18 protein-coding genes and 1 tRNA gene are annotated in these 21,856 nt (G+C 46.3%); 6 read left to right on the top strand and 13 right to left on the bottom strand.

Going from position 1 to position 21,856, the window contains the following annotated elements:
- Entirely contained in the window at positions 1 to 393 is a 393-nt protein-coding gene (locus KOD92_RS13080) for a MerC domain-containing protein (RefSeq protein WP_215234014.1), read from the bottom strand.
- A gap of 189 nt (positions 394 to 582) precedes the next feature.
- On the opposite strand from KOD92_RS13080, the gene KOD92_RS13075 reads away from it, so the two are divergent.
- Positions 583 to 993 carry a Fur family transcriptional regulator gene (locus KOD92_RS13075; RefSeq protein WP_215234013.1) on the top strand — a complete coding sequence of 137 codons (411 nt, stop codon included), beginning with the start codon at positions 583 to 585 and terminating at the stop codon, positions 991 to 993.
- Here the strand turns inward: KOD92_RS13075 and KOD92_RS13070 are convergent, their stop codons facing one another.
- A complete protein-coding gene (locus KOD92_RS13070; protein WP_215234012.1) occupies positions 994 to 3,324 on the bottom strand; it encodes a TonB-dependent receptor in 2,331 nt (776 codons plus the stop codon). It lies immediately after the preceding gene.
- A gap of 150 nt (positions 3,325 to 3,474) precedes the next feature.
- On the opposite strand from KOD92_RS13070, the gene KOD92_RS13065 reads away from it, so the two are divergent.
- Complete coding sequence (locus KOD92_RS13065) at positions 3,475 to 4,233, top strand: hypothetical protein (protein ID WP_229254656.1); 759 nt, start codon at positions 3,475 to 3,477, stop codon at positions 4,231 to 4,233.
- A 21-nt stretch (positions 4,234 to 4,254) separates the two neighbouring features.
- On the opposite strand, the gene KOD92_RS13060 is transcribed toward KOD92_RS13065, so the two are convergent.
- From KOD92_RS13060 to KOD92_RS13040, 5 genes are all read right to left on the bottom strand, one after another.
- Entirely contained in the window at positions 4,255 to 5,316 is a 1,062-nt protein-coding gene (locus tag KOD92_RS13060) for an NHL repeat-containing protein (RefSeq protein WP_215234011.1), read from the bottom strand.
- A gap of 71 nt (positions 5,317 to 5,387) precedes the next feature.
- Positions 5,388 to 6,347 (bottom strand): 1-phosphofructokinase family hexose kinase, encoded by a 960-nt coding sequence (locus KOD92_RS13055; RefSeq protein ID WP_215234010.1) that lies wholly within the window; start codon positions 6,345 to 6,347, stop codon positions 5,388 to 5,390.
- A 105-nt stretch (positions 6,348 to 6,452) separates the two neighbouring features.
- Positions 6,453 to 7,226, bottom strand: a complete 774-nt coding sequence (locus KOD92_RS13050) for an SDR family NAD(P)-dependent oxidoreductase (protein WP_215234009.1) — start codon at positions 7,224 to 7,226, stop codon at positions 6,453 to 6,455.
- A 102-nt stretch (positions 7,227 to 7,328) separates the two neighbouring features.
- A complete protein-coding gene (gene clpX, locus KOD92_RS13045) occupies positions 7,329 to 8,573 on the bottom strand; it encodes an ATP-dependent Clp protease ATP-binding subunit ClpX (protein WP_215234008.1) in 1,245 nt (414 codons plus the stop codon).
- Positions 8,574 to 8,705: 132 nt separating this feature from the next.
- Positions 8,706 to 9,380 carry a ClpP family protease gene (locus KOD92_RS13040; protein ID WP_215234007.1) on the bottom strand — a complete coding sequence of 225 codons (675 nt, stop codon included), beginning with the start codon at positions 9,378 to 9,380 and terminating at the stop codon, positions 8,706 to 8,708.
- Positions 9,381 to 9,629: 249 nt separating this feature from the next.
- On the opposite strand from KOD92_RS13040, the gene KOD92_RS13035 reads away from it, so the two are divergent.
- On the top strand, positions 9,630 to 10,007 hold the full coding sequence (locus KOD92_RS13035) for a helix-turn-helix transcriptional regulator (RefSeq protein WP_215234006.1): 378 nt from the start codon (positions 9,630 to 9,632) through the stop codon (positions 10,005 to 10,007).
- Between the two features lie 60 nt (positions 10,008 to 10,067).
- On the opposite strand, the gene tig is transcribed toward KOD92_RS13035, so the two are convergent.
- Both tig and KOD92_RS13025 read right to left on the bottom strand, forming a co-directional pair.
- Entirely contained in the window at positions 10,068 to 11,417 is a 1,350-nt protein-coding gene (gene tig / locus KOD92_RS13030; protein WP_215234005.1) for a trigger factor, read from the bottom strand.
- 164 nt (positions 11,418 to 11,581) lie between these two features.
- Positions 11,582 to 11,663, bottom strand: a tRNA-Leu gene (locus KOD92_RS13025).
- 183 nt (positions 11,664 to 11,846) lie between these two features.
- Between KOD92_RS13025 and KOD92_RS13020 the strand changes: the two genes are divergently transcribed.
- The 3 genes from KOD92_RS13020 to KOD92_RS13010 all read left to right on the top strand — a co-directional run bounded on the left by KOD92_RS13020 (position 11,847) and on the right by KOD92_RS13010 (position 16,127).
- Positions 11,847 to 14,132, top strand: a complete 2,286-nt coding sequence (locus tag KOD92_RS13020) for a RelA/SpoT family protein (RefSeq protein ID WP_215234004.1) — start codon at positions 11,847 to 11,849, stop codon at positions 14,130 to 14,132.
- Between the two features lie 122 nt (positions 14,133 to 14,254).
- Positions 14,255 to 14,758, top strand: coding sequence for a Fur family transcriptional regulator (locus tag KOD92_RS13015; RefSeq protein WP_215234003.1), 504 nt, complete (start codon positions 14,255 to 14,257; stop codon positions 14,756 to 14,758).
- Positions 14,759 to 14,831: 73 nt separating this feature from the next.
- Positions 14,832 to 16,127, top strand: a complete 1,296-nt coding sequence (locus tag KOD92_RS13010) for an adenylosuccinate synthase (RefSeq protein WP_215234002.1) — start codon at positions 14,832 to 14,834, stop codon at positions 16,125 to 16,127.
- A 72-nt stretch (positions 16,128 to 16,199) separates the two neighbouring features.
- Here the strand turns inward: KOD92_RS13010 and KOD92_RS13005 are convergent, their stop codons facing one another.
- The 4 genes from KOD92_RS13005 to nirD form a co-directional block, all read right to left on the bottom strand.
- The gene (locus KOD92_RS13005; protein ID WP_215234001.1) at positions 16,200 to 19,142 is read right to left on the bottom strand and encodes a DEAD/DEAH box helicase; all 2,943 of its coding nucleotides are present in this window, start codon (positions 19,140 to 19,142) and stop codon (positions 16,200 to 16,202) included.
- 110 nt (positions 19,143 to 19,252) lie between these two features.
- Complete coding sequence (locus tag KOD92_RS13000; protein WP_215234000.1) at positions 19,253 to 19,918, bottom strand: response regulator; 666 nt, start codon at positions 19,916 to 19,918, stop codon at positions 19,253 to 19,255.
- An 18-nt stretch (positions 19,919 to 19,936) separates the two neighbouring features.
- Positions 19,937 to 21,367, bottom strand: coding sequence for an ATP-binding protein (locus KOD92_RS12995; protein WP_215233999.1), 1,431 nt, complete (start codon positions 21,365 to 21,367; stop codon positions 19,937 to 19,939).
- Between the two features lie 4 nt (positions 21,368 to 21,371).
- Positions 21,372 to 21,731, bottom strand: coding sequence for a nitrite reductase small subunit NirD (nirD, locus tag KOD92_RS12990; protein ID WP_215233998.1), 360 nt, complete (start codon positions 21,729 to 21,731; stop codon positions 21,372 to 21,374).
- Positions 21,732 to 21,856 lie beyond the last annotated feature (125 nt).

The following is a 21,856-nucleotide window of genomic DNA, read 5'->3' as shown; positions in this document are numbered from 1 at the left end:
TCAGGAAATCCGCATTTTAAATCTCGGCGCAATCTGGCAAATGTACAGATTGATCAAGTGACCGACGATCAGCAGCGCAGAACCTGCGTAGCTCAGCCACGAGAAAATCGCATGTTTTCCTTCAAAAAGCAGGGAAACTGAAAACAGCGCCAGGGCTCCCCAAAGTAAGATCCGGAGTGGAAGAGATTTGTGGTGACGGGTTGCGTAGTAAACTGCAACACCGTTGATGAGGATAAACAAAAAGTCAAGATAACGCAGTCCGTCATGCGAGTGATGTGACGCAACGCTCGAACCAAATGCCAGCGCAGGAACAAGGATGCAATGGATAATGCAAAGTACAGAACCCAGAATTCCTATGTAATCGGCTTTGTTATGTGAGTGTACTGACTTCATATCTAAATACATGATGTTGCAAAAATAGCACATTGAATACTTACATGCAACCGCGTTGCAAAATATTTTCAACGTTGACCTGGTACCGGAGGCAACTGCCGGTTGGTAATTGTAAGTGATAGAACTTAACTTTGGTGTGAAAGGTTTTATAGATATCAACTTTTGTGAAGTAATAAATTATTGGAAAAGATGGATCAATTGAAGGAAACATTGAAAGGGCACCACCTTCGTACAACAACTTGCCGGGAAGATGTACTTTCAACTTTCATTACCAAGAAAAATGCACTCTCACACGGTGACCTCGAAGGTGCGCTCGGTGAGAATTATGACCGCGTGACGATTTACCGTACGTTAAAAACTTTCCTGGAAAAAGGGATTATCCACAAAGTGCTGGATGATGAAGGTTTGCGCTATGCATTATGTTCGCACAATTGTTCGGAGGAGCAACATCAGCACGATCATATTCACTTCAAATGCAATGCATGCGGAGAAACAAATTGTCTTGAAAATCTGAGCATTCCCGCGGTTCAGTTACCGGCTGGTTATAAGCCGCAAAATTTCAATCTGCTCATTCAGGGTACCTGCCCCAAATGCAATTAATTAGCTTCCAAACTTCCATTTAAGGCGCAGCGAGGCATTTCTACCCATTTCGTCTGCATAGTACCGGAACCGGTTGAGGTAATCCCGATAAGCGGTATTGAAGATATTCTGAATACTTACGCCGATTTCCAGCTCCTGTTTTTCTGAAAAGCGCAGTGAAGTGCCCGCTTGCAGGTTCCAGAGGCTGTATGCTTTTGGCGGCGGGAGGAAATCGCTGTTCGCAGGTACCCATTTTTGCCGCGCTACAAGTAAATTTCCAACAGAAACGAAGGTATTGTGCCACTTTTCGTCTATTCCCGGTATTTCATATTTGAATTCATTGTCCAGTCTGTTCGGCGGGATCATGACCAGATAAGTGTCATTCCGCTGATCGTAAACGCGCAGATAGCTGAGCTTGCTCGCAATCGTTGTGTTTTTGACAAATTTCCAGCTTGCGGAAAGGTCGATCCCGGTAAAGGAAGCGTCGGTCTGGGTGTATTTGAAATAGGGAAAAGCGCCTCTGATTGTAAGAATGGGCTCAGGCTGGGGTTTTAAATAAATGTAATCGGAAATGTAATTGTAGTAGCCGCCGATCTCGACTGACCATTTTTCGTCTGCATATTTCAAACTTGCTGTAGTATTCAGCGCCTTTTCAGATTGAAGCGTCGCGTCGCCTTTCTCAAAAGCGGCGGCGCCGTGGTGCACACCGTCGCTGAAAAGCTCACTTACATTGGGCGCGCGCCAGGCTGAACCTACATTCAGCCGCGCAGAAAACCGTTCCGAGAAATTGCGGGTCGCACCGATCGTTCCTGAGAAATTAGCAAACTGAAAATCATTGGCGATTGTCTCCCGATTCACGATCCGGTAAGTTTTCAATGTCCGGTAATCGTATCGCACGCCCGCTTCCAGCTCCCATTTATTAGTAACATAACGTTCCAGCCAAAACAAGCCAATATTGAATTGGTTGAAATTGGGTATCAGCGGACGTCCGTCCATTAAATTATATTGATACAAAGTACTGATCCCGACCTGTCCGGCCAGCTTACCAGCGATCGGTTTATGGTCCCAGACAACGTCGTTGGTCAGCGTCGACAATTTGAAAGTGAGTTCCGGCCGGTTGAGCGCCGCTATCGAATCGTTTCTCGGCCGGTGCAAATCATATTCGTTCCGGTCATTCAGTTGCCTTGCAAATGTCCATTGAATGCCGCTGCCGTTTTTAAAATGGTAATGTGTTTCTGCTTTAATTAGCTCGTGGGCAACATTCTGATTCGGCCGGGCGATATTGTAGCTGAATCCGGATTTAATAAGCGGCTCACCATTTTTGATCACATTCAGAAGATCCGTAACGCTGCCAATATGAGAGCCTGAAAAAATACCGATCTTCGTCGCGAACCGGCTGTAAAACACATCTATACCAAAACCCTGATTGCGATAGCCCGCACCCAGCGAAAAGTTCTTCTCACTGATCCCGGTATTATCCAGGAAATAGCGGGGAGTACGGATATTCCCCCCACGCTTGATCGTACCCTGCGCCCGCCAGGCGAAGCCTTTTAAACCTTTGATACCGCCTTGCAAGGTAGCAGAACCAACACCCTGCCTTCCATTCGAAAAGCCGACCGCATTCACTTCCCCGCTCAACTGCTTGTTGTAAGGAAGCTCCTCCGTTTCCACCAAAATAACCCCGCCTATTGCATCAGAACCATAACGGACACCCGCGGCACCCTTCACAACTGATAATCGTGTCGCAATAAATGGATCAATTTCCGGCGCGTGCTCCGAGCCCCACTGTTGCCCTTCCTGGCGCACACCATTGTTCATGATCAATATCCGGTTACTATGGAGCCCGTGGATAACGGGTTTTGAGATCGAAGAACCAGTTTGCAGCGTAGTCACGCCAGTCACACCTTTCAAGCTTTCGCCTAAATTCTGTCCACGCGTTTTTTCCAGATCGACGCCAGAAATGGTTGTTAATGGTTGGGAAGAAAGCGCTTCCGAGCGGTGAGCGGTAATTTCTACATCCTGTAAATGCACTTCCTGCTCTTCCAGATTGAAGTTTTCCTCGTGACCAGCAGTCAGATCCAGCTTGTGCTGAAATGACGCATAGCCCACGATGCGGCATTCCATGGTGTAGGAACCCGGACAAAGATCCCGCAATTCGTACCGGCCGGAAGCGTCCGTGAAAACGCCCTTATTCTGGCCAAGTATCTGAACAGTAGCCCCCACAACCGGCTGACCGGAATGTTTGTCCCGCACAATACCTTTTACAAAACACGCGCAGCCCTGATTCTGACCATAAGACAAAACAGACAGCAAGCTGAAAATAACGAGAAAAATATGGCGCTTATAGGGCATCAGAAACTGACAGAGGTGTGCTATTGTTAATAAATACAAAAATAGTATTAGTGCAACTTTGTTGCAACTTTAACAGTCAAGTATTTTGGGAATCTTGCCACTGATTCAATGCGGGAAATGTAAATTTGCGCTTTTAAATCGCTACGAAAGTTGTCTTATCTGCTAATTTCCAAAATACTATTGATGCCGCCGCTCATCGCCGGCGTGACGCTCGCTGTGAGAAAATGGGGAGAAGGTTTTGGGGGATGGATTGGCGGTTTTCCATGGGTCGCGGGACCAATATCATTTTACATTGCCCTGGAACACGGTTCTGCATTCGCCGCTTCCACGATCACTTCGGCGCTGCTAGGGTCGATCGGTACCATATTGTTCGCGCTGGTTTACTCCGTTTTATCCCCGCGGTTATCCTGGCTGCCAACGGTTCTGATCAGCTATTCGGTATATTTCGTTGTGGCGCTGTTGTCACTCGGCCGGGACATATCTTTGCTCGGGGCTACTATCCTCAATATCAGCGTACTCACATTTGTATTATATTTTTTTCCAAAACCAAAAGCGAAGACAGACTTCCGCAAACAGCCTTCGTATGATATTCCGCTGCGGATGATCGTAGCGACGTTTTTTGTGGTAGTACTTACTCAGGCGGCAGATTACCTCGGGCCTACTTGGAGCGGCATCCTCACTCCATTTCCTATTATGACGTCCACGCTGGCGGTGTTTACGCATTCGCAGCAAGGTGCAAATGCGGCGATCAGGATATTGTATGGATTAATGCTGGCCGGATATGGATTTATCGCGTTCCTGGTGGGAGTGGCCTGGCTTGTCCCGCAAATGCCAATTGCCTCGGCTTACGGGATCTTGATGGTGGGGACAATGGTAATCAATGGAATTACAGTCAGGCTGGTCCGCTGAGGAACCAGCCCGACTGTAATTTTAAACTCTTTCCAGCTTTACAGGATAAGTTTTCTTGGCATTCCATTGACAGACATAAATATTCTGATCGCCGTCAATGCAAACGTCGTGGCAATGCATGAAAATCGGTTTTTCCTGCACCATCATCTGCAATTCACCATTTTTATATTCCGGCTTGGTTCCGCCCGGATTTGAAATTACCTTATTATTCTTGTCCAGAATCGTCACAAAACCTGAGTTAGGTGTTTGGTTCAAATAGCGTAACCGCGACCAGCAAACGCCTGCAAATAGGTTCTCACCCTGAAAAACGGGACGGCAAACGAATGCACCCGGCAAAAACAATGTGCTGAGGTACTTACCATCCAATGTAAATCTCTTGAATGAGTTATGCGCGCGGGAAGTGACGAGCAGGGTAGGGTTGGCTTTGTCGCGATAATCGACTGCAACGCCGTGTGCGGTCGAAAACTGAGCGTCACCGTCGCCGGTTCCGCCGAATTTGTCCATAAACTCTCCTTTTTGATTGTATCTCAAAATGAAGTTAGAACCGTAACCGTCAGCGACGTAGATCGTTCCGTCAGGTCCTATTGCTGTTTCTGTGGGTTTAAAAGGGTCGGTTTCTTTGTATGCGCCTACTTTGGAAGGATGTTCAATGGTGAGCAAAACTTTGCCTTTCAGGTCTGTTTTAGTCACTTTTCCTGTGTTAGGATCGGTGATGAAGAGAAATTCTTCGCCATTTGCGTTCCACAATGTCAGCCCGTGTCCGCCTGGATATTCGTGTCCCCAGCTTTCCAGCAACTTGCCCGACCGGTCGTAAATGAGGATATTGTTTTTGATCTCGTCCGTCACCATGATCAGCCTGCCTTTGCTGTCCTGGACCATTTCGTGGCAGTTATTAACAGGGAATTTGGAGGAATCAAGGTTTCCCCAGCCCTGGTTGACTTTGTACTTATGCGTCCCGTGCCCAATGGTTTCCCCATCGAGTTTCGGTTTCGCATTCAGAATGTAAAAAGGTTTAAAAGTAAGGGTTGCGGCGGCTGCGGCAGTTATTTTTGCAAACTGGCGGCGTGATTGTATTTCTGACATGACAAGTCTTTTATTTCAAAAAAGACAGTGTCAATAATTTCTTACTATGATTATAAATTAATCGGAAATGCTCAGCTAGCAGAATAACGTTTTCCGTAACGGTTCAGCCAGTCCATCAGGTGGTTTACATCCTGCATTTTGAACAGCTCGCTACCTGCATTCATGGTAGCTGCGGTGCCGCAGGCCACGCCCATTCTCACGGCTTCCCGATACGATTTTCCTTGTGATAAGGTCCAAACAATGCCTGCAAGCATACTATCTCCCGCTCCCACTGTACTTTTGGGCTGCACAGGCGGAGCCGGAATATGTTCTACCTGGTCTTCCGTCACCAGCATCGCACCCATTGCGCCCATCGAAACCACCACAATTTCACATTGGCCCCTGATAATCAACGCACGCGCCGCATCATCGACCTCGTCCATTTCCAATTTATCGACACCTACCAGCTCGCTGAGCTCGATAATGTTTGGTTTGAGTAAATAAACGCCGGCTTCGGTAGCATATCTTAATGCGTCGCCGGAAGTATCGGCTATAAATTTGGCGCCTTGGTTGTGCGCTATCTTGGCTATTTGTCCGTAAAAATCATTCGGAACTCCCGGAGGCAAACTGCCGCTGGCGATGATATAGGAAGGTTTTGGGTCAAATTCTTCGAGCATTTCGAGAATCGAACGCACTTCTGTCGGCATCATTTCCGTTCCCGGCATCCCGAAACGGTACTGAAAACCGGTGCTGGTTTCGAGTACGTGAAAGTTCTCGCGTGTCCATTGTTTGGTTTCGATCACCATCGTCTCCACACCCTCATTCTTCACAAGTTTGTGCAGGCGCTGTCCGGTTGGTCCTCCAATCGTGAAAATAGCGATCGGATTTCCGCCCAGCCGGTGAACTGCCTTGGCTACATTGATCCCGCCACCGCCAGCCTCAAAGTTAGGCGCATCGCAACGCAGCTTATTATCAGGAACAATGCGGGCTACGTTCGAACTTTTATCAAGAGCAGGATTGATTGTAAGGGTTACAATTGGTCCGGTTGCCATAGGAGTGGGGTTATCTGTTTATCACGCTAATTTATGCGAATAAAAACAAAAAACTGATCCACGCCGCGCCCTTCTTGAATTGTTCACATTGTGCAGACATTTAATTCAGTACTGGCCGTCGCTTACTTCCCAGCCGCCGTCCACACTAAAATTCTGTCCGGTAGTAAATTTGGCGTAGTCCGACATAAAGTAAACGGCCGCTCCGTCCAGGTCGCCAGGCAGCCCGTAGCGGCCTCCGTCGAGCGCCTGTTTGGTAGTAACAAATCCGGCGGAATCCTTTTGCTGACCGTCAATTCCTTCAATAATACCCGGAGTAAGCACATTGACACGGATATTCTGGGCCGCGTAAGATGCTGCAATGGATTTTGAAAAGCCGATCACGGCAGATTTAGCAGTAGCATAAGCATGATTCGAGAAATGCCGCGCAGGCGAAAAGCCCAGAACCGAGCTCATATTCAGGATACTACCCCCTTTATTCATACCAATAAAAGTGCGGATCGCCGCCTGGTTCGATAACATCAGGGAAGTGAGGTTCCAGTCGAGCGTTTTGTTCCAGCCTTCCAGGGAAAGTTCGTGCAAAGGTCCGTCGCCAAGACTTTTGCCGCCTCCGCCTGCCACGTGGTACAGTCCGTCGAAACTTCCGAATTCACGGATACACAGCTGGATCGCGTCCATCGCGGTTTGCGGGTGTGTGGCGTCACCTTGCTTTGCGCGCGCGGTACTTCCGAGCTGCAACTCCGCCACCAGGCAGTTTTCAGGGTTACGCCCTACTACAACCACATTCGCCCCATTTCTTACGAAAGCTTTGGCCGCTGAAAAACCGAGCCCCGTCGTACCTCCAATGATTACTATCGATTTGTTTCCCAGCCAGGTTTCCATGCTACTATTTTATTTTTGTTTGCAAAATAGGACTATTGCCATAAAAAATAAAACGCCTGACATCGTTTGATATGCCAGGCGTTTCAAATAAGCTTGCTATTACTATGCTACTGAGCGCAGTATAGACATTGAAGATTTTTCAAATTTATCTTTTGCGTAATCCAGCGAAAGCGTGAATTCATTCACATCCTTCTGAGACGGAAGATCAAACATCGCGTCTGTCATGATCGATTCGCAAATCGCGCGGAGACCACGTGCACCTAGTTTGTAGGTCATCGCCTGATCCACAATGAAGTCAAGTACCGCCTCTTCGAAGTGAAGTGTAATACCCTCCATCGCAAATAGTTTGCTGTATTGTTTCACCAGAGCATTCTTCGGCTCGGTCAGGATACGTCGCAAAGTTTCACGATCCAATGGATTCAAATGCGTCAATACCGGCAAACGACCGATCAGCTCGGGGATCAATCCGAAAGATTTAAGGTCCATTGCAGTTACGTAGCGCATCAGATTACCTTTATCAAAGATCTCGATGATCCTGTTGTCGCCTGAAAAACCGATCGGACGTGTATTGATACGTTTTCCAATATGTCTTTCAATACCATCGAATGCGCCGCCGCAAATGAAAAGGATATTTTCAGTATTAAGCGTGATCATTTTCTGATCAGGATGCTTGCGTCCGCCTTGTGGTGGCACATTCACGGTAGATCCTTCTAGTAATTTCAAAAGTGCCTGCTGCACACCTTCACCACTTACATCGCGGGTAATAGACGGATTGTCCGACTTCCGTGCGATTTTATCAATCTCATCAATGTAAACAATCCCGCGCTCGGCCGCTTCCACATTGTAGTCAGCAGCCTGCAACAGTCTTGTCAAGATTGTTTCAACATCTTCACCCACATAACCAGCCTCAGTTACTACCGTCGCATCGGCCACGCAAAAAGGTACCTGCAAGATTCTGGCGATAGATTTAGCCAGGTAAGTCTTACCGGTTCCGGTTTCGCCCACCATAATGATATTCGATTTTTCAATCACAACATCATCTTCGGTAGTCGTCTGGTTAAGCCTTTTGTAATGATTATATACAGCAACAGCCAGCGAACGTTTTGCTTCGTCCTGACCGATTACATATTGTTCAAGAAAATGTTTGATTTCCGTTGGTGGTATTGGTTTCAGCTTGGGAAGCTTGCCTTTTTTCTCTTTTTTATCCTCCTTCGCCCCTAATTCTTCCGTAATCACCTGGTGGCCTTGGGCTATGCAGTGATTACATATATGTGCATCTATTCCGGAAAGCAATAAATCGACTTCGTTTTTCTTACGTCCGCAAAACGAACAACTTACTTGTGCCATTGGGTAAATTTAAACAGTTAGTAATACAAATTTCCGGTTTTTTGATCGGCTTACCAAATAGAAATCGGCCTTACAATAAAAAGCACCCGGACAGACTGGCTCTCCGGGCGCTCGCATTCATTTTTTGATATTTTATTTATCTCTGGTCAAAACTTCGTCGATCAGACCATATTCCTTCGCTTCTCCGGCTTTCAGCCATTTATCGCGATCCGAATCAATTGCGATCTGTTCCGCAGTTTGTCCGGTATGATTAGCCAGGATTTCGTAAAGTTCGTGGCGCAGTTTTACTATTTCACGGGTTGTGATCTCGATATCGACCGAAGTTCCCTGTGCACCTCCCGAAGGCTGGTGGATCATTACACGTGCGTGAGGTAATGCAGCCCGTTTACCGGCAGCACCGCCAGCCAGTAATACAGCGCCCATTGAAGCAGCAAGACTGGTACAAACTGTCGCTACATCAGGTCTTACATATTGCATGGTGTCATAAATTCCCAACCCTGCGTATACCGAGCCGCCGGGGCTGTTGATATACATCAGAATGTCTTTTTTAGGATCAGCAGATTCAAGGAACAATAGCTGTGCAACGATGATATTCGCGATATTATCGTCCACACCAGTTCCCATGAATATAATGCGGTCGGCCATCAAACGGGAGAAAACGTCCACCTCGCGGAAGTTCATCGGACGCTCTTCAATAACCGAGCGGGTCATATTTTCAACTGTGTGGTTCATGTAACCGTCCACTGTAAGGCCGTTCACGCCAAGGTGATGGACAGCATATTTTCTAAATTCATTTCCGTGGTTCATCGATAAACTTAAATTTTAATTGAATTTATATTTAAAGGGCAAATTCATTATAGAACAAAAAGCAATATATGTTAGTTTCTGTTTATAAAACTGCTTGCTGATTAATTCACCTGTCACAAATTTGACCATTTCATTGAATAATCCTTGTCAATTACTGCGATAATTTGTCGGAATTTGCGAGGATCAGATATTGGCGGCGGTCACTACATTGCATTGTAAACGATTTTGAAAAAGATAAATACAGCGACTATGAGCGCAGCATCTAACTTATCGGAAAAGATCCGCCTGATCAGATTGCAAAAAGGCCTTTCCCAGGAAAATATGGCCGATATGCTCGGCTTGTCTACCACTGCCTACGGCGATTTGGAGCGTGGGAGAACGGAGCTTTCAGTTTCAAGGCTCGAAAATATTGCGAAACTACTCGACGTGCCTTTACAGGAAATGCTCGGTTTTGATTCTTTGTCGATGTCCGAAACGGACTGGCTTCGGCAGGAAAATACGCGGCTCCTGGCTGAAAACCGCAGAATGCAGAACGAGCTGGATCAATGGAAACTGAAATTCAGGCAATGGTTTGGCGAAGGGATTGTGCGCGAGATCGGCCAGCAGCGGGAAAGGATCGGCTTCTAAAAAAAACACCGTTCTACGCCTTGGCGTGGAACGGTGAAAAATATTTATTGCGAATTAAAATCAGGCGGCTACTTCTTCGCCTTTCGCCAGTTTCTCAAATTCACTTATTTCAATCGTCTGCTCGTCGGTACTAACCTGGTTGCGGATGACGTCTAATACTTTATTGTCAAATACCTGATTGAATATGCTTGTGTAGTTATCACGCTCTTTGTCAGCCAGGTAACCTTGTGCCACGCGGTCAATCGTTTCTTTCATATTGTCATCGTCACCGTAGATGCCGAACTGACCTTTTACCATATTACGGGTAAATTCCATGATCTCAGGATATTCAACTTTAATGCTTTCTCTGTCTGCTACCCTGTTTTTAATCAGGCTCAGTTTCAATGATTTTTTGAAATCTTCAAACTGCTCCTCGATCTGCTCGCGGCTAAATTTGCCTTCGTTAGAGCGTTCCAGCCAATCTTTCAAAAACTCCTCAGGAACGTCGATCGAGATATTATCAAGCAATGCAAACTCGATATCGCGGCGAAGCAATGCTTCTGTTTCACGCTCGTAGTTTCCTTTGATAATTTCAAGAACCTTTTCTTTGAATTGCTCTTCGCTGTCAGCCTGACCTGGTCCCAGTACTTTATCAAAAAACTCCTGGTTGAATTCTGCCGGAGCCTGGCGTGTGATATCTTCAACAGTCAAAACAAAATCGCCTGAAAGTGAACCAATATCTTCTTTTTTCTTGCCGGTAACGTGCGCAATCGCCGATTCGTCGGAGAATGTATCCTGAATGTCGAAAGTGACCACGTCATCTTTTTTCACTCCGATAAATTTCGCAACCGCTTCTTCCTTCACTTGTTTGGTAGGAATAGCGGTGCGGGTTGTGAATTCGCTTGACTCCTGTTTCAGTTCGCCGAAAATCATATCACCGGCTTCACTTACTTCCGGGTGAACGCTATCTGCAAAACGCTCGCGCAGACTGTCCAATGTTTTGTTCAATTCATTGTCATCTACATTGATCGTATATCTTTTCACCGCAGGCAGTTCCGAAAGATTTACTTCAAAATCAGAAGCAACACCCAGTTCGTAAACGAACTCGAATTCAGTTGCTTTGTCCCAGTTTACCTCAGCCGCTTTGTCGCGATCGGGAACGGGGTCACCTACAACCTGCAATTTGTTTTCTCTGATATAATTGCTCACCGCAGTGCTCAGCAAATTGTTGACCTCGTCAACCAAAATGCTTTTTCCGTACATGCGCTGGATCACGTGGGAAGGTACTTTTCCTGGGCGGAACCCTTTCAGGTTTACCTTTTTAGAATAGTCCTTTATCGTTTTATCGACCTTGGGCTGGTAATCTTCTTTGGTTAACGTTACTTTCAATGAAGCCAACGTTGGTGAGCTTTTTTCTAACAGAACTTCCATATTTCGCTTATGCTAATGGTAACACCTTGGGTATAAAACAGAAATGAAAAATAAAAATGCCCTCAAAACGAAGTCCTGAGGGCATTTGACGGGTCTTACTACGGAGCAGCACATCTTTCCAAATTGGGATAGGAATCTGATGCCCCGTCATTCCCTTGTAATCGTACGGGCGGAGGGAATCGAACCCCCACGCCTTGCGGCACTAGATCCTAAGTCTAGCACGTCTACCAGTTCCGCCACGCCCGCTCACTTTTCCAGATTCAATAGGGGTTAATATTGCTGCCCTTTCTCGAATTGGGAGTGCAAAGGTATTTCTATTTTTTAGATAGATGCAAGCTTTTTTGAAAATTTTATCTTTTGGTAACAGGATATTGAAAAATGTCGCCGGAATTTGTTATTTTGGTGAAGCATACCAATTAAAAAACAGCAGTGGAGCAACTCGTTGAGGCCCTCAATATTGATCTTGAACAGGAGCGGAAGGATATTCTTAAAAAGTATCGGAGGTTATTACGCACAGCCAAGCCATTCTTAAAGGATAATGATGCCAAATTAATCAAAAAGGCCTTTTATACTTCGGTTGAGGCCCATAAAGATATGCGCAGGCGGTCGGGTGAACCTTACATTTACCACCCGCTTGCAGTAGCACAGATCGTTGTTGAAGAGATCGGTTTAGGTACCACCGGTATTGTCGCGGCATTGCTGCACGATGTCGTAGAGGATACCGATATGCGGATCGTGGATATTGAGCGGCTTTTTGGCAAAAAGGTAGCCAAGATCATCGACGGACTTACCAAAATCTCAGGCAAGTTTGAATATGGATCTTCCCAGCAGGCGGAAAATTTCCGGAAAATGCTGCTCACGCTGTCGGATGATGTGCGGGTGATTTTGGTTAAACTGGCTGACAGGCTGCACAATATGCGGACGCTTGACAGTATGCCGCGCGACAAGCAGCTTAAAATAGCTTCGGAAACGATATTCATTTACGCGCCGCTCGCGCACCGGCTTGGGCTTTACAGCATTAAATCCGAGCTGGAAGAACTTTATCTTAAATACACAGAACCGCAGGAATACCGCGCAATTGCCAGAAAACTGAGAGAAACGAAAGGGATCCGTGACCGCTTTATCGCGAAATTCATGGAGCCGATCGCCCAGGACCTCGAATCTGCCGGTTTGAATTTTATCCTCAAAGGGCGCCCCAAGTCGATTTATTCGATCTGGAACAAAATGCGCAAGCAGAGTAAGCCATTCGAGGAAATATATGATCTTTTCGCAATTCGGATTGTGCTCGAATCTTCGGCGGAAAATGATCGGGAAAAAGCGATCTGCTGGCAGGCATATTCCATTGTAACTGACCACTATAAGCCCAACCCGGACCGGTTGAAAGACTTTTTGAGTACGCCACGGGCAAACGGTTACCAGTCGCTGCACTCTACTGTAATGAGCAAAAGCGGCCAGTGGGTAGAAGTCCAGATCCGCACGACGCGCATGGACGAAATCGCTGAAAAGGGGTATGCGGCTCACTGGAAATACAAAGGAAATGATACCAAAGTGCGCGGCAATATTGAACAGTGGATCACGCAGGTGCGCGAGACGCTGGAAAATGGGTTTGGCGATAAAACAGCCGCAATAGAGTTCCTGGACGAATTCAGGAGCAATTTGTTCAATGAAGAGGTTTTTGTTTTTACACCAAAAGGTGAACTGAAAGTACTGCAAAGCGGCGCCACCGCACTTGATTTTGCATTTGATATACATTCAGAAGTGGGCGCGCATTGTATGGCGGCGAAAGTGGGCGGGATATTGGTCCCGATCAGTTATGTGCTCAATAATGGCGACCAGATCGAGATCATTACTTCCGGCAAGCAGAAGCCGAATGAAGACTGGCTGCGGATCGTAGTTACCTCGAAAGCCAGGGCGAGGATTAAGGATTTCTTGAAAGAAGATAACCGCCGCTATGAAACCGACGGGCGGCAGATGGTGGAGAAAAAACTCAAAATTCTGGGTATCGATCTCACCGCCGAAGTTGTAAACCAGCTGCGCGCGTTTTTTGAATGCAAAACTTCCACCGACTTTTTTTACAGGATCGGGAAAGGCTACATTCATCTTGACGAACTGAAAAGGTTCAAGCGGGATAAAGAATCGAAAGAGCGTAAAGCCGCAGATGCGGTTACTCCGGCTCCCGCAAACGGTTCGAGCGACGGGAAAACGCTTACGAAATTCCTCAAACAAATCCACGGCGACCGTGCAGACAGCGATACGCTCCTAATCGGCGACGATATGGACAAGATCGACTACAAGCTCGCAGCCTGCTGTAACCCAATCGCGGGAGATGACGTTTTCGGTTTTGTGACGATCAACGAAGGCATTAAAATCCACCGTACCACCTGCCCGAATGCAGCCGAGCTGATGTCCAAACACGGGAACAGGATCATCAAGGCAAAGTGGGAATCCAATAAGGATGAAGCTTTCCTGGCCGGACTATATTTGTCGGGAACAGACCGCGTAGGATTGGTGAACGATGTGACCAGAATTATCTCTAACGAGCTGCATATCAATATGCGGGGACTCACGATCGATACCAAAGACGGGGTTTTTAATGGGGATATTAAACTCTATGTACAGGATACCCGACATTTGGATATTCTCATAAATAAACTCGAACAGGTAGAGGGAGTTTACAACGTTCAGCGCTTCGACACCAACCTCAGTCACACATAATTGGGTGAACGATTATCAATATGCAGTGTTATTAAATGTGGTTGGTCCCGGTGGTGTTAAATTGCCAGACTGACTATGATTTACTGTAAAAAAGCGTATTTTCGCGCAAGAATATCACAGATATGCCACAAGCCAGCAAACCAAATTTCGAAGCCGCCAAGAAAATTCTGACGGCTTACCTGGAAAATAAAGGACTTCGTAAAACACCCGAGCGTTTTGCGATATTGGAAGAGATCTACACCAGGGAAGATCATTTTGACGTCGATGAGCTTTATATCAGTATGAAGAACAAGCGTTATCGGGTCAGCCGCGCTACTGTTTACAACACGTTGGACGTACTGGTAGACTGCGATCTGGTTACCAAGCACCAGTTTGGCAAAAACCTGGCGCAGTTTGAAAAATCGTACGGAAACAAGCAGCACGATCACCTGATCTGCACCGATTGCCACAAAGTGATGGAGTTTTGCGATCCAAGGATCCAGTCCATTCAGAACATGGTGGGAGAAATGCTCAATTTTAGTGTGATGCACCATTCCCTGATCTTTTACGGCAATTGTACCAAAGAGAATTGCCAGAACCGCAACGAAATCCCGCGGGAGACCTCGGCAGCTTACGAGGATAGATAGTTTAGACAGATCGGGCAGCCGGTAATTCGACTGCCCGCCTTACACCATATTAGTTTCAGTAATCAAAAATTGAATGAAAGTTGACGTACTACTTGGGCTCCAATGGGGAGACGAGGGAAAAGGTAAAATTGTGGACGTTCTTGCGCCGCGATATCAGGTTGTAGCCCGTTTTCAAGGTGGCCCGAATGCCGGACATACTTTGGAATTTGACGGTATCAAACACGTTTTACACCAAATTCCGTCAGGGATTTTCCGCAGCGATATTCAGAATATTATCGGAAACGGTGTTGTATTGGATCCGATCGTTTTCAGAAGAGAGATTGAAAACCTGGGAAAATACAACCTGGACCTGATCAGCAATCTGTATGTTTCCAAGAAAGCATCCATCATTGTCCCAACCCATTCCCTGCTCGACGCAGCTTACGAGAAGTCAAAAGGTGATTCCAAAATCGGTTCTACGCTAAGAGGAATTGGCCCGGCTTATCAGGACAAAACAGCCAGATTGGGTCTGCGGGTAGGTGATGTGCTTTCACCGAATTTTGCTCAGAAATATAAGAAACTGGTTGACGCGCATAAAGTTATCCTTGATTTCTATCAGTTTGACTACGCCGAAGCTTTGCCGAAAGCAGAAGAAAACTTCTTCGCTGCGGTCGAATTCATGAAGCAATTCACGCTGGTCAATAGCGAATACCTTGTGAATGATGCATTGGTACAAAACAAAACCGTTTTGGCCGAGGGTGCGCAGGGTTCCTTGCTGGATATTGATTTCGGTTCTTATCCATTCGTGACGAGCTCGACTACGATGGCCGCAGGCGCGTGCACAGGCTTGGGTATTGCTCCAAGTCAGATAGGAGAGGTTTTCGGTATTTTCAAAGCATACTGTACCCGTGTTGGCAGCGGCCCATTTCCTACTGAACTATCAGATGAAATTGGTGAGAAAATGCGTCAGGAAGGTCGCGAATTCGGTGCTACTACCGGTCGCCCGCGCCGCTGCGGCTGGCTCGATCTGCCTGCATTGAAATATGCGATCATGATCAACGGCGTTACGCAGCTGATCATGATGAAAGTCGATGTATTGACGATTTTTGATTCTATCAAAGTTTGTACACAATATAAACTGGCTGACGGTACCTTAACTGAACAGCTTCCTTACGATTTGTGTGACGAGACGGTTGAGCCTATCTATAAAGAATTCAAAGGCTGGCAGCAGTCGCTTGACGGAATCCACGATTTCGACTCAATTCCGGAAGAACTGCTTGCTTATGTGAAGTATTTGGAAGAAGAATTAAAGTTGCCGATCACATTCATTTCCACCGGCCCCGATCGCGAAGCGCTGATCAGCCGCGAAACGTCTGCGATATCTTTCTAAGCGGTAATTACTATAAACGCCGTCACCGATTCAGTTCGGTGACGGCGTTTTGAATTTCTGCCTCATTATACTTTACGCCAGCAGATTCAGCACATCCTCCCTGCTCAGCGACTTGATAAATCCTTCCTCATTGGAAATCAGATCATCCGCCAATTGCTTCTTGGTGCGCTGCAAAGCAAGTATCTTCTCCTCAACCGAATTTTTGGTAATGAACTTATAGGTGAATACCGTACGATCCTGACCGATTCGGTGGGCACGGTCAACTGCCTGGGCTTCAATGGCAGGGTTCCACCAGGGATCGAGGATGAAAACATAGTCGGCGGCGGTGAGGTTGAGGCCGAGGCCGCCGGCTTTTAGCGAGATCAAAAATATTTTAATATCCTCCCTTCCCTGAAAAGTTTCAACCTGCTCCTGCCGGTTTTTTGTCGAACCGTCGAGGTAGGCATATTGCGTTTTATTTTCGTCGAGAAAATGTCTGAACAGGTCCAGGTGTTTGATGTATTGGCTGAAAATCAGAATCTTATGATCCTCGCCCATCGCAGTTTGCATTTTGTGCAATACATCTTCAAATTTCCCCGAACCATATTGGTATTCAGGATCGACCATTACCGGGTGATTCGCAAGTTGCCGAAGTTTCGTCAAGCCTTGCAGAACGACCAGCTGCGATTTTGAAATACCTTCTTTGTCAATACTTTGCAGGATCAGATTGCGGTAATAGGCCTTTGCTTCTTCATAAGCTTTCTCCTGCTCCTCGGACATATCGCAATACTGGATACTCTCCACTTTCTCAGGAAGGTCCGTTGCAACCTGCGATTTCAACCTCCTTAAAATGAATGGTTTAATAAGATTGTAAAGCCGTTTCGTTTTTTCTTCGTCTCCCTTTTTCTCGATAGGAATCTGAAATTCATCCCTGAAAAAAGCCTGGCTGCCCAGCAAGCCCGGATTCACAAAAGACATTTGCGACCATAAATCAAGGGTATTATTCTCAACCGGCGTACCTGTCAATACTAATCTATGCGTCGAATTGAGCTTTCTGACTGCCTTGGTAATGATCGACGCCGGATTTTTGATCGCCTGCGATTCGTCGAGAATAATGTAATTGAAACGGTAATTTTCAATGATATCAATATCCAGTCGGACAATTCCGTAGGAAGTCAGGATCAGGTCATAATTGTCAAACTGGGAAGTATCTTTCTCCCGGTTGGTACCGGTATATAAAAACACTTTCAGGTCGGGTGTAAACCGCTTCGCTTCCAGCTGCCAGTTGTAAAGCAGGGAAGTCGGCATAATGAGCATCGAAGGCTGTCCCGCGCCATTTTCTTTTTCCGATTGTAGCAATGCGAGCGTCTGAACCGTTTTTCCCAAACCCATATCATCTGCCAGACAACCTCCCAGGCGATATTGTTTCAGAAATTGCAGCCAATCGTAACCCGTTTTTTGATAGGGGCGAAGCGTTCCTTTGAAGTTCAGAGGAGGAGCGGCAGGTTCTATTTGCTGGAAATTCCGCAGGTTTTCAAGCTTGCGGCTGATCACCGCGGTCGCCAGATTTTCTTCCTGCAATTCCTGTACAAGTGCCAAATGGTGCATGCGAAGCCGCAGCTCGTCCTCGTTTTCAGAATGCTCGGTAAATGAGAAGAACTCTGAATATTTGGTAAACCACCACTCGGGAATAACTGCTACCTCGCCATTTGGCAATAAAAACTCTTTCTTCCTATTTAATATGTAGTTTCTGAGCTCGATAAAAGGAATCTCAAACTCTCCAAACCTGACTTTTGCATTGATATCAAACCAATCGCGGCCTTCCTGAATCGAAATATCTAGCGAAGAATAACCCAGGAAATAGCGCTTACTGTCATTCGTATTTTGTCTGACGATAATGCCGTTTTCCTGCAATATACCCGCATTGCTTTGCAGCCAGCCAAAAGCCTGCGCCTTGGGCATCTGCACATTCCCGCTCCGCATATTAAGCCCCCATTCTTTCAGCAAACGCACATTTTCACCTTCCACATCAATGCTGCGCCTTACTTTATTGAAAAAATAGTCATTGCCCTTTTTCTCCATATGCACGCTCGAAGGATGTGCAAAACTGTCGTAATGGAAGGAAAAGCCGGCATATTGGAATGAAAGATCAAATGCTACGTCGTGGTCTTCTTCTTCCAAAACAGCTACATCCTCCGAATCCTGAAAAAGTACAGGTGTTTTTTTAGGTGAAGATGAATATTCTGAAATAGTAAGGATCGTTTTGGGCGCGGAAGACACATTTCTGATCTCAAAACCCCGCGCGACCACATCATAGGAAGCAATCAGCGGGGCAACAAATCGACCGTAATATTGCTCCTCAACCTGACCGGGAATAGCAATGAATTTTTTGTTCAAAAACGGTTTGATCTTCTTACCATCCACATTTCCTTCAAAGCTGTACAAACGACCGTCTACGATAAGCCAAGCAGGGTCTTCGCAAACCAGGAATGCGTTTTTGTATTGAAATTCAAGCTTTTGGTACTTATGTCTGATCGTCGGAAAATAGTGGGTATTGTCTTCATTTCTGATAAAGTGAAAACGGATCGACGCTTTTTCGGGCTCAGTTTCGACTGATTTCCAAAGCGGGTTACCGTCGCTTCCCATGATAAAAATGTCTTTTCCGGACAGCTTTTCTAAAATTCGGGCTTTACAGTTTTCGAGATAACCGGCAATCGCTTCCTGAATGGACTTGTCACCTTTCTGAGGATCGTAAATTTTCAGGAAATAGTCTACTGCATTCAGTTTTTTGGTATTGAATTTTCTCAACACCTGGTCCTGCTGAATATCGTCGATCAGCTTGACGAGTTCGAGATCCCGGCTATCCAGCCCGCTCATGAACTCCTTTACATTCTTAGAGGAAATATTCTGGATCTGAAAGGTAAACTCTCCGTGCGCATTCAGTTGAACAGCAAATGCTTCAAAAATATACCCTAAATACTCATGGTTCAGAATCGAATAAACAATCTTAAACGGCTCAGCAGGAGATACTTTCATTATCTGATTTGCTTCAAAGGGTAAGTGTTGACGAAAAGCCTATCAAGGTTTGGATTAACCTCTTTTGGAAATTGATAAACTTCAAATATAGATTAATTCGCCCCTAAATCCTACTTCTTCAAAGCCAGACTAACCAGCTCGGCGGTGTTCTTGACATTCGTTTTTTTCATGATACTCGCGCGCTGATTGGCGACGGTATTGGAGCTGATCTCGAATTTTTCGGCAATATCCTTGCTGCTCATTCCTTCGATCAGACATTTCAGGATTTGCTGCTCGCGGGGTGTCAGGATATTCCAGATTGATTTACCCTCCATTTCAGCCGGCTCCACTTCCGGCTCAGGCGTGATCAGGACTTGTTTAAGCAATTTTTTAATGATAATAGAAGAAGCATAAGGCGGAAAGTACAGCTCACCTTTTGCAATAGCACGTATCGCACGCAGCATTTCGTCGCGGCTGGTATCCTTTTGCAGGTAGCCCGACGCGCCGCTCAGTGCAGAAGTAAGAATATAGTCTGCATTGTTATGCATACTGAAAACCAGGATCTTGACATTCGGAAATGCAGGTACGATCTGCCTGATCACATCCATTCCCGACACCCGCGGCATCGTCAAATCAAGCAATATCAGGTCGGGGTTTACTTTCTCAACCATATCCCACACTTCATCCCCATCGGAAGCCTCGCCCGCAATGCGCAGGTCTTCCTCATCTTCCAGCAAAGTGATAATCCCCTGTCTCACAACCGAATGGTCGTCCACAACTAAAATCCGTATCGGCATTCCTGTTCAGGTATCAGTTCATAATTCGACTTCCAGAACCAGTTTGGTACCCCCGTCAATTTTGGAAATAATCTCAATTTTTCCATTTAGGAGCTGGCTTCTGGTGCGGATGTTTTCCATTCCGTTGCCGGATGTAACCGGGAAGTTTTCAGTTTTGAGATCATCTACCGAAAACCCTTTTCCATCGTCCGCGATCTCCAAAATAACACGATTCCGGGTGTGTTCCAACTTAATCTTGATCCGGCTGGCCTGCGCGTGCTTCACGGCATTGTTCAATGCTTCCTGCGCAATCCGGTAAAGACTGGTTTCCATTAAGTTGCTCATCGGGATCCGCTCGCTGGTATCTCCTTCAAAATCAACCTGTGCGCGGGACACCTCGGTAGTTTGTTCGCAGAGCAGTTTCAGGGCAGAGGTGAGGCCGAAATCATTCAATACCGACGGCATTAAGTTGAAAGAAATCTGGCGGGTGGTCTGGATAATATCCTGAATGAGCGAAACGAGCTGCTCAAATCGCTTCTGGTTTTTTTCGTCGTGAAATTGTACGGATTTTAACTTTTCTGCATGCAGTTTCAGGCCGGTCAGCATTTGTCCGATCCCGTCGTGCAGTTCCAGTGCAAATCTTTTCCGTTCCTCTTCCTGCCCTTCGATCAGTGAGGCCGCGCGGATCCGGTCTTCGGCGAGCTGCAGTTCGTATTTTTCTTCTTCAACTACCAGTAATTCTTTTTGAATATCAAGTAGTTGCAGGTTTGTTTCTTTTAATTTTTGGTTAGATAGCTGCAATGCAACCTCCGATTCCGTCAGCATGCGCACAACCCGCCTGGTAGTATTCACGACGGGCCTGAAAATGAGCAAACCTTCTGCCAGCAAAACCAGGATCGTCATAATGCCGAGGATCCATTCAATTCGTTCCAGATTTTCCAGGCGCTGAAAACTTTCCTTGTCAAACTGGAAAACGATCTTGTCCATCTGGTCCAGGTACAGCGGCTCATTTTTCAGAATAACCTGCAATGCATCCTGCATTTCGGTTGATGAAATACTATCGGAATCGACTGCCAGAAACTGGCTGTGCATTTCGTCGAATACAGGTTCCAGCTCGCTAAACATCGTATCCAGCGCCGCGCTTTTCCACGTTACCACGCCATCTTCAATAGGTAACCTTCTGCTGGCAAGCTGTTCGTGACTGGTTCTCCACTGGTTTAAAAGAACAGAAAACCGAACACTGTCCGAAGCCGGTGTTTTATTGACTTTGAGTAATGCAAGCTTGGTGAGCCGCTGGCTGAGCATTCGCTGCCGGCCAGCCACATTCACGACCCGACTATCGTGGTTCAGGCTGCTGATAGTTCTTCTGATCAGAAATAACCCGCTGATAGTCAGCATGGCGACTACACAGAGTGCTACTACATAAAACCTCGTCAGACTTCCTGCTACCCGCTTATCGAGTCTCTCCATTTGCTCATAATCCGATATACACCAGGTTTTCCCTGACCATCACCGGGAAAGTTTTGATTTGATAGGCATCGTCATTGAAACACTGCCCGGTTTTTAATGAAAATGTCTTTTTGTGAAACGGACAAGCCACTTTCGGTTCTCCTTCGTGGCTGCCTATCATCCCGCGCGAAACCGCCATTTGCTGTCTGTGCGGACATTCATTGTCTGTCGCGTACCATTCGCCGCGTCGGGCAAAGTTAAATATAGCGATTTGTTTGCCGTCAATAAACGCGCAGCCGCCGCCATCTTCGGGAATATCGCTCACCGCGCAGGCAATATGCCAGGTAACTTGGGTGTCTGTCGGGATTTGGGTTTCTGTGTTCATAGGAGTTCAATGAGTTAATGAGCCGACGGGGAATGATTGAATGATTGAATGATTGAATGATTGAATGATTGAATGATTGAATGAGTGAATGAGTGAATGAGTGAATGAGTGAATTTCTTTGGGTG

This window comes from Dyadobacter linearis, assembly GCF_907165045.1.
GTDB lineage: Bacteria > Bacteroidota > Bacteroidia > Cytophagales > Spirosomataceae > Dyadobacter > Dyadobacter linearis.
Note: the sequence above shows the minus strand (reverse complement) of the source record. Positions and strands in the feature narration are given on the sequence as shown.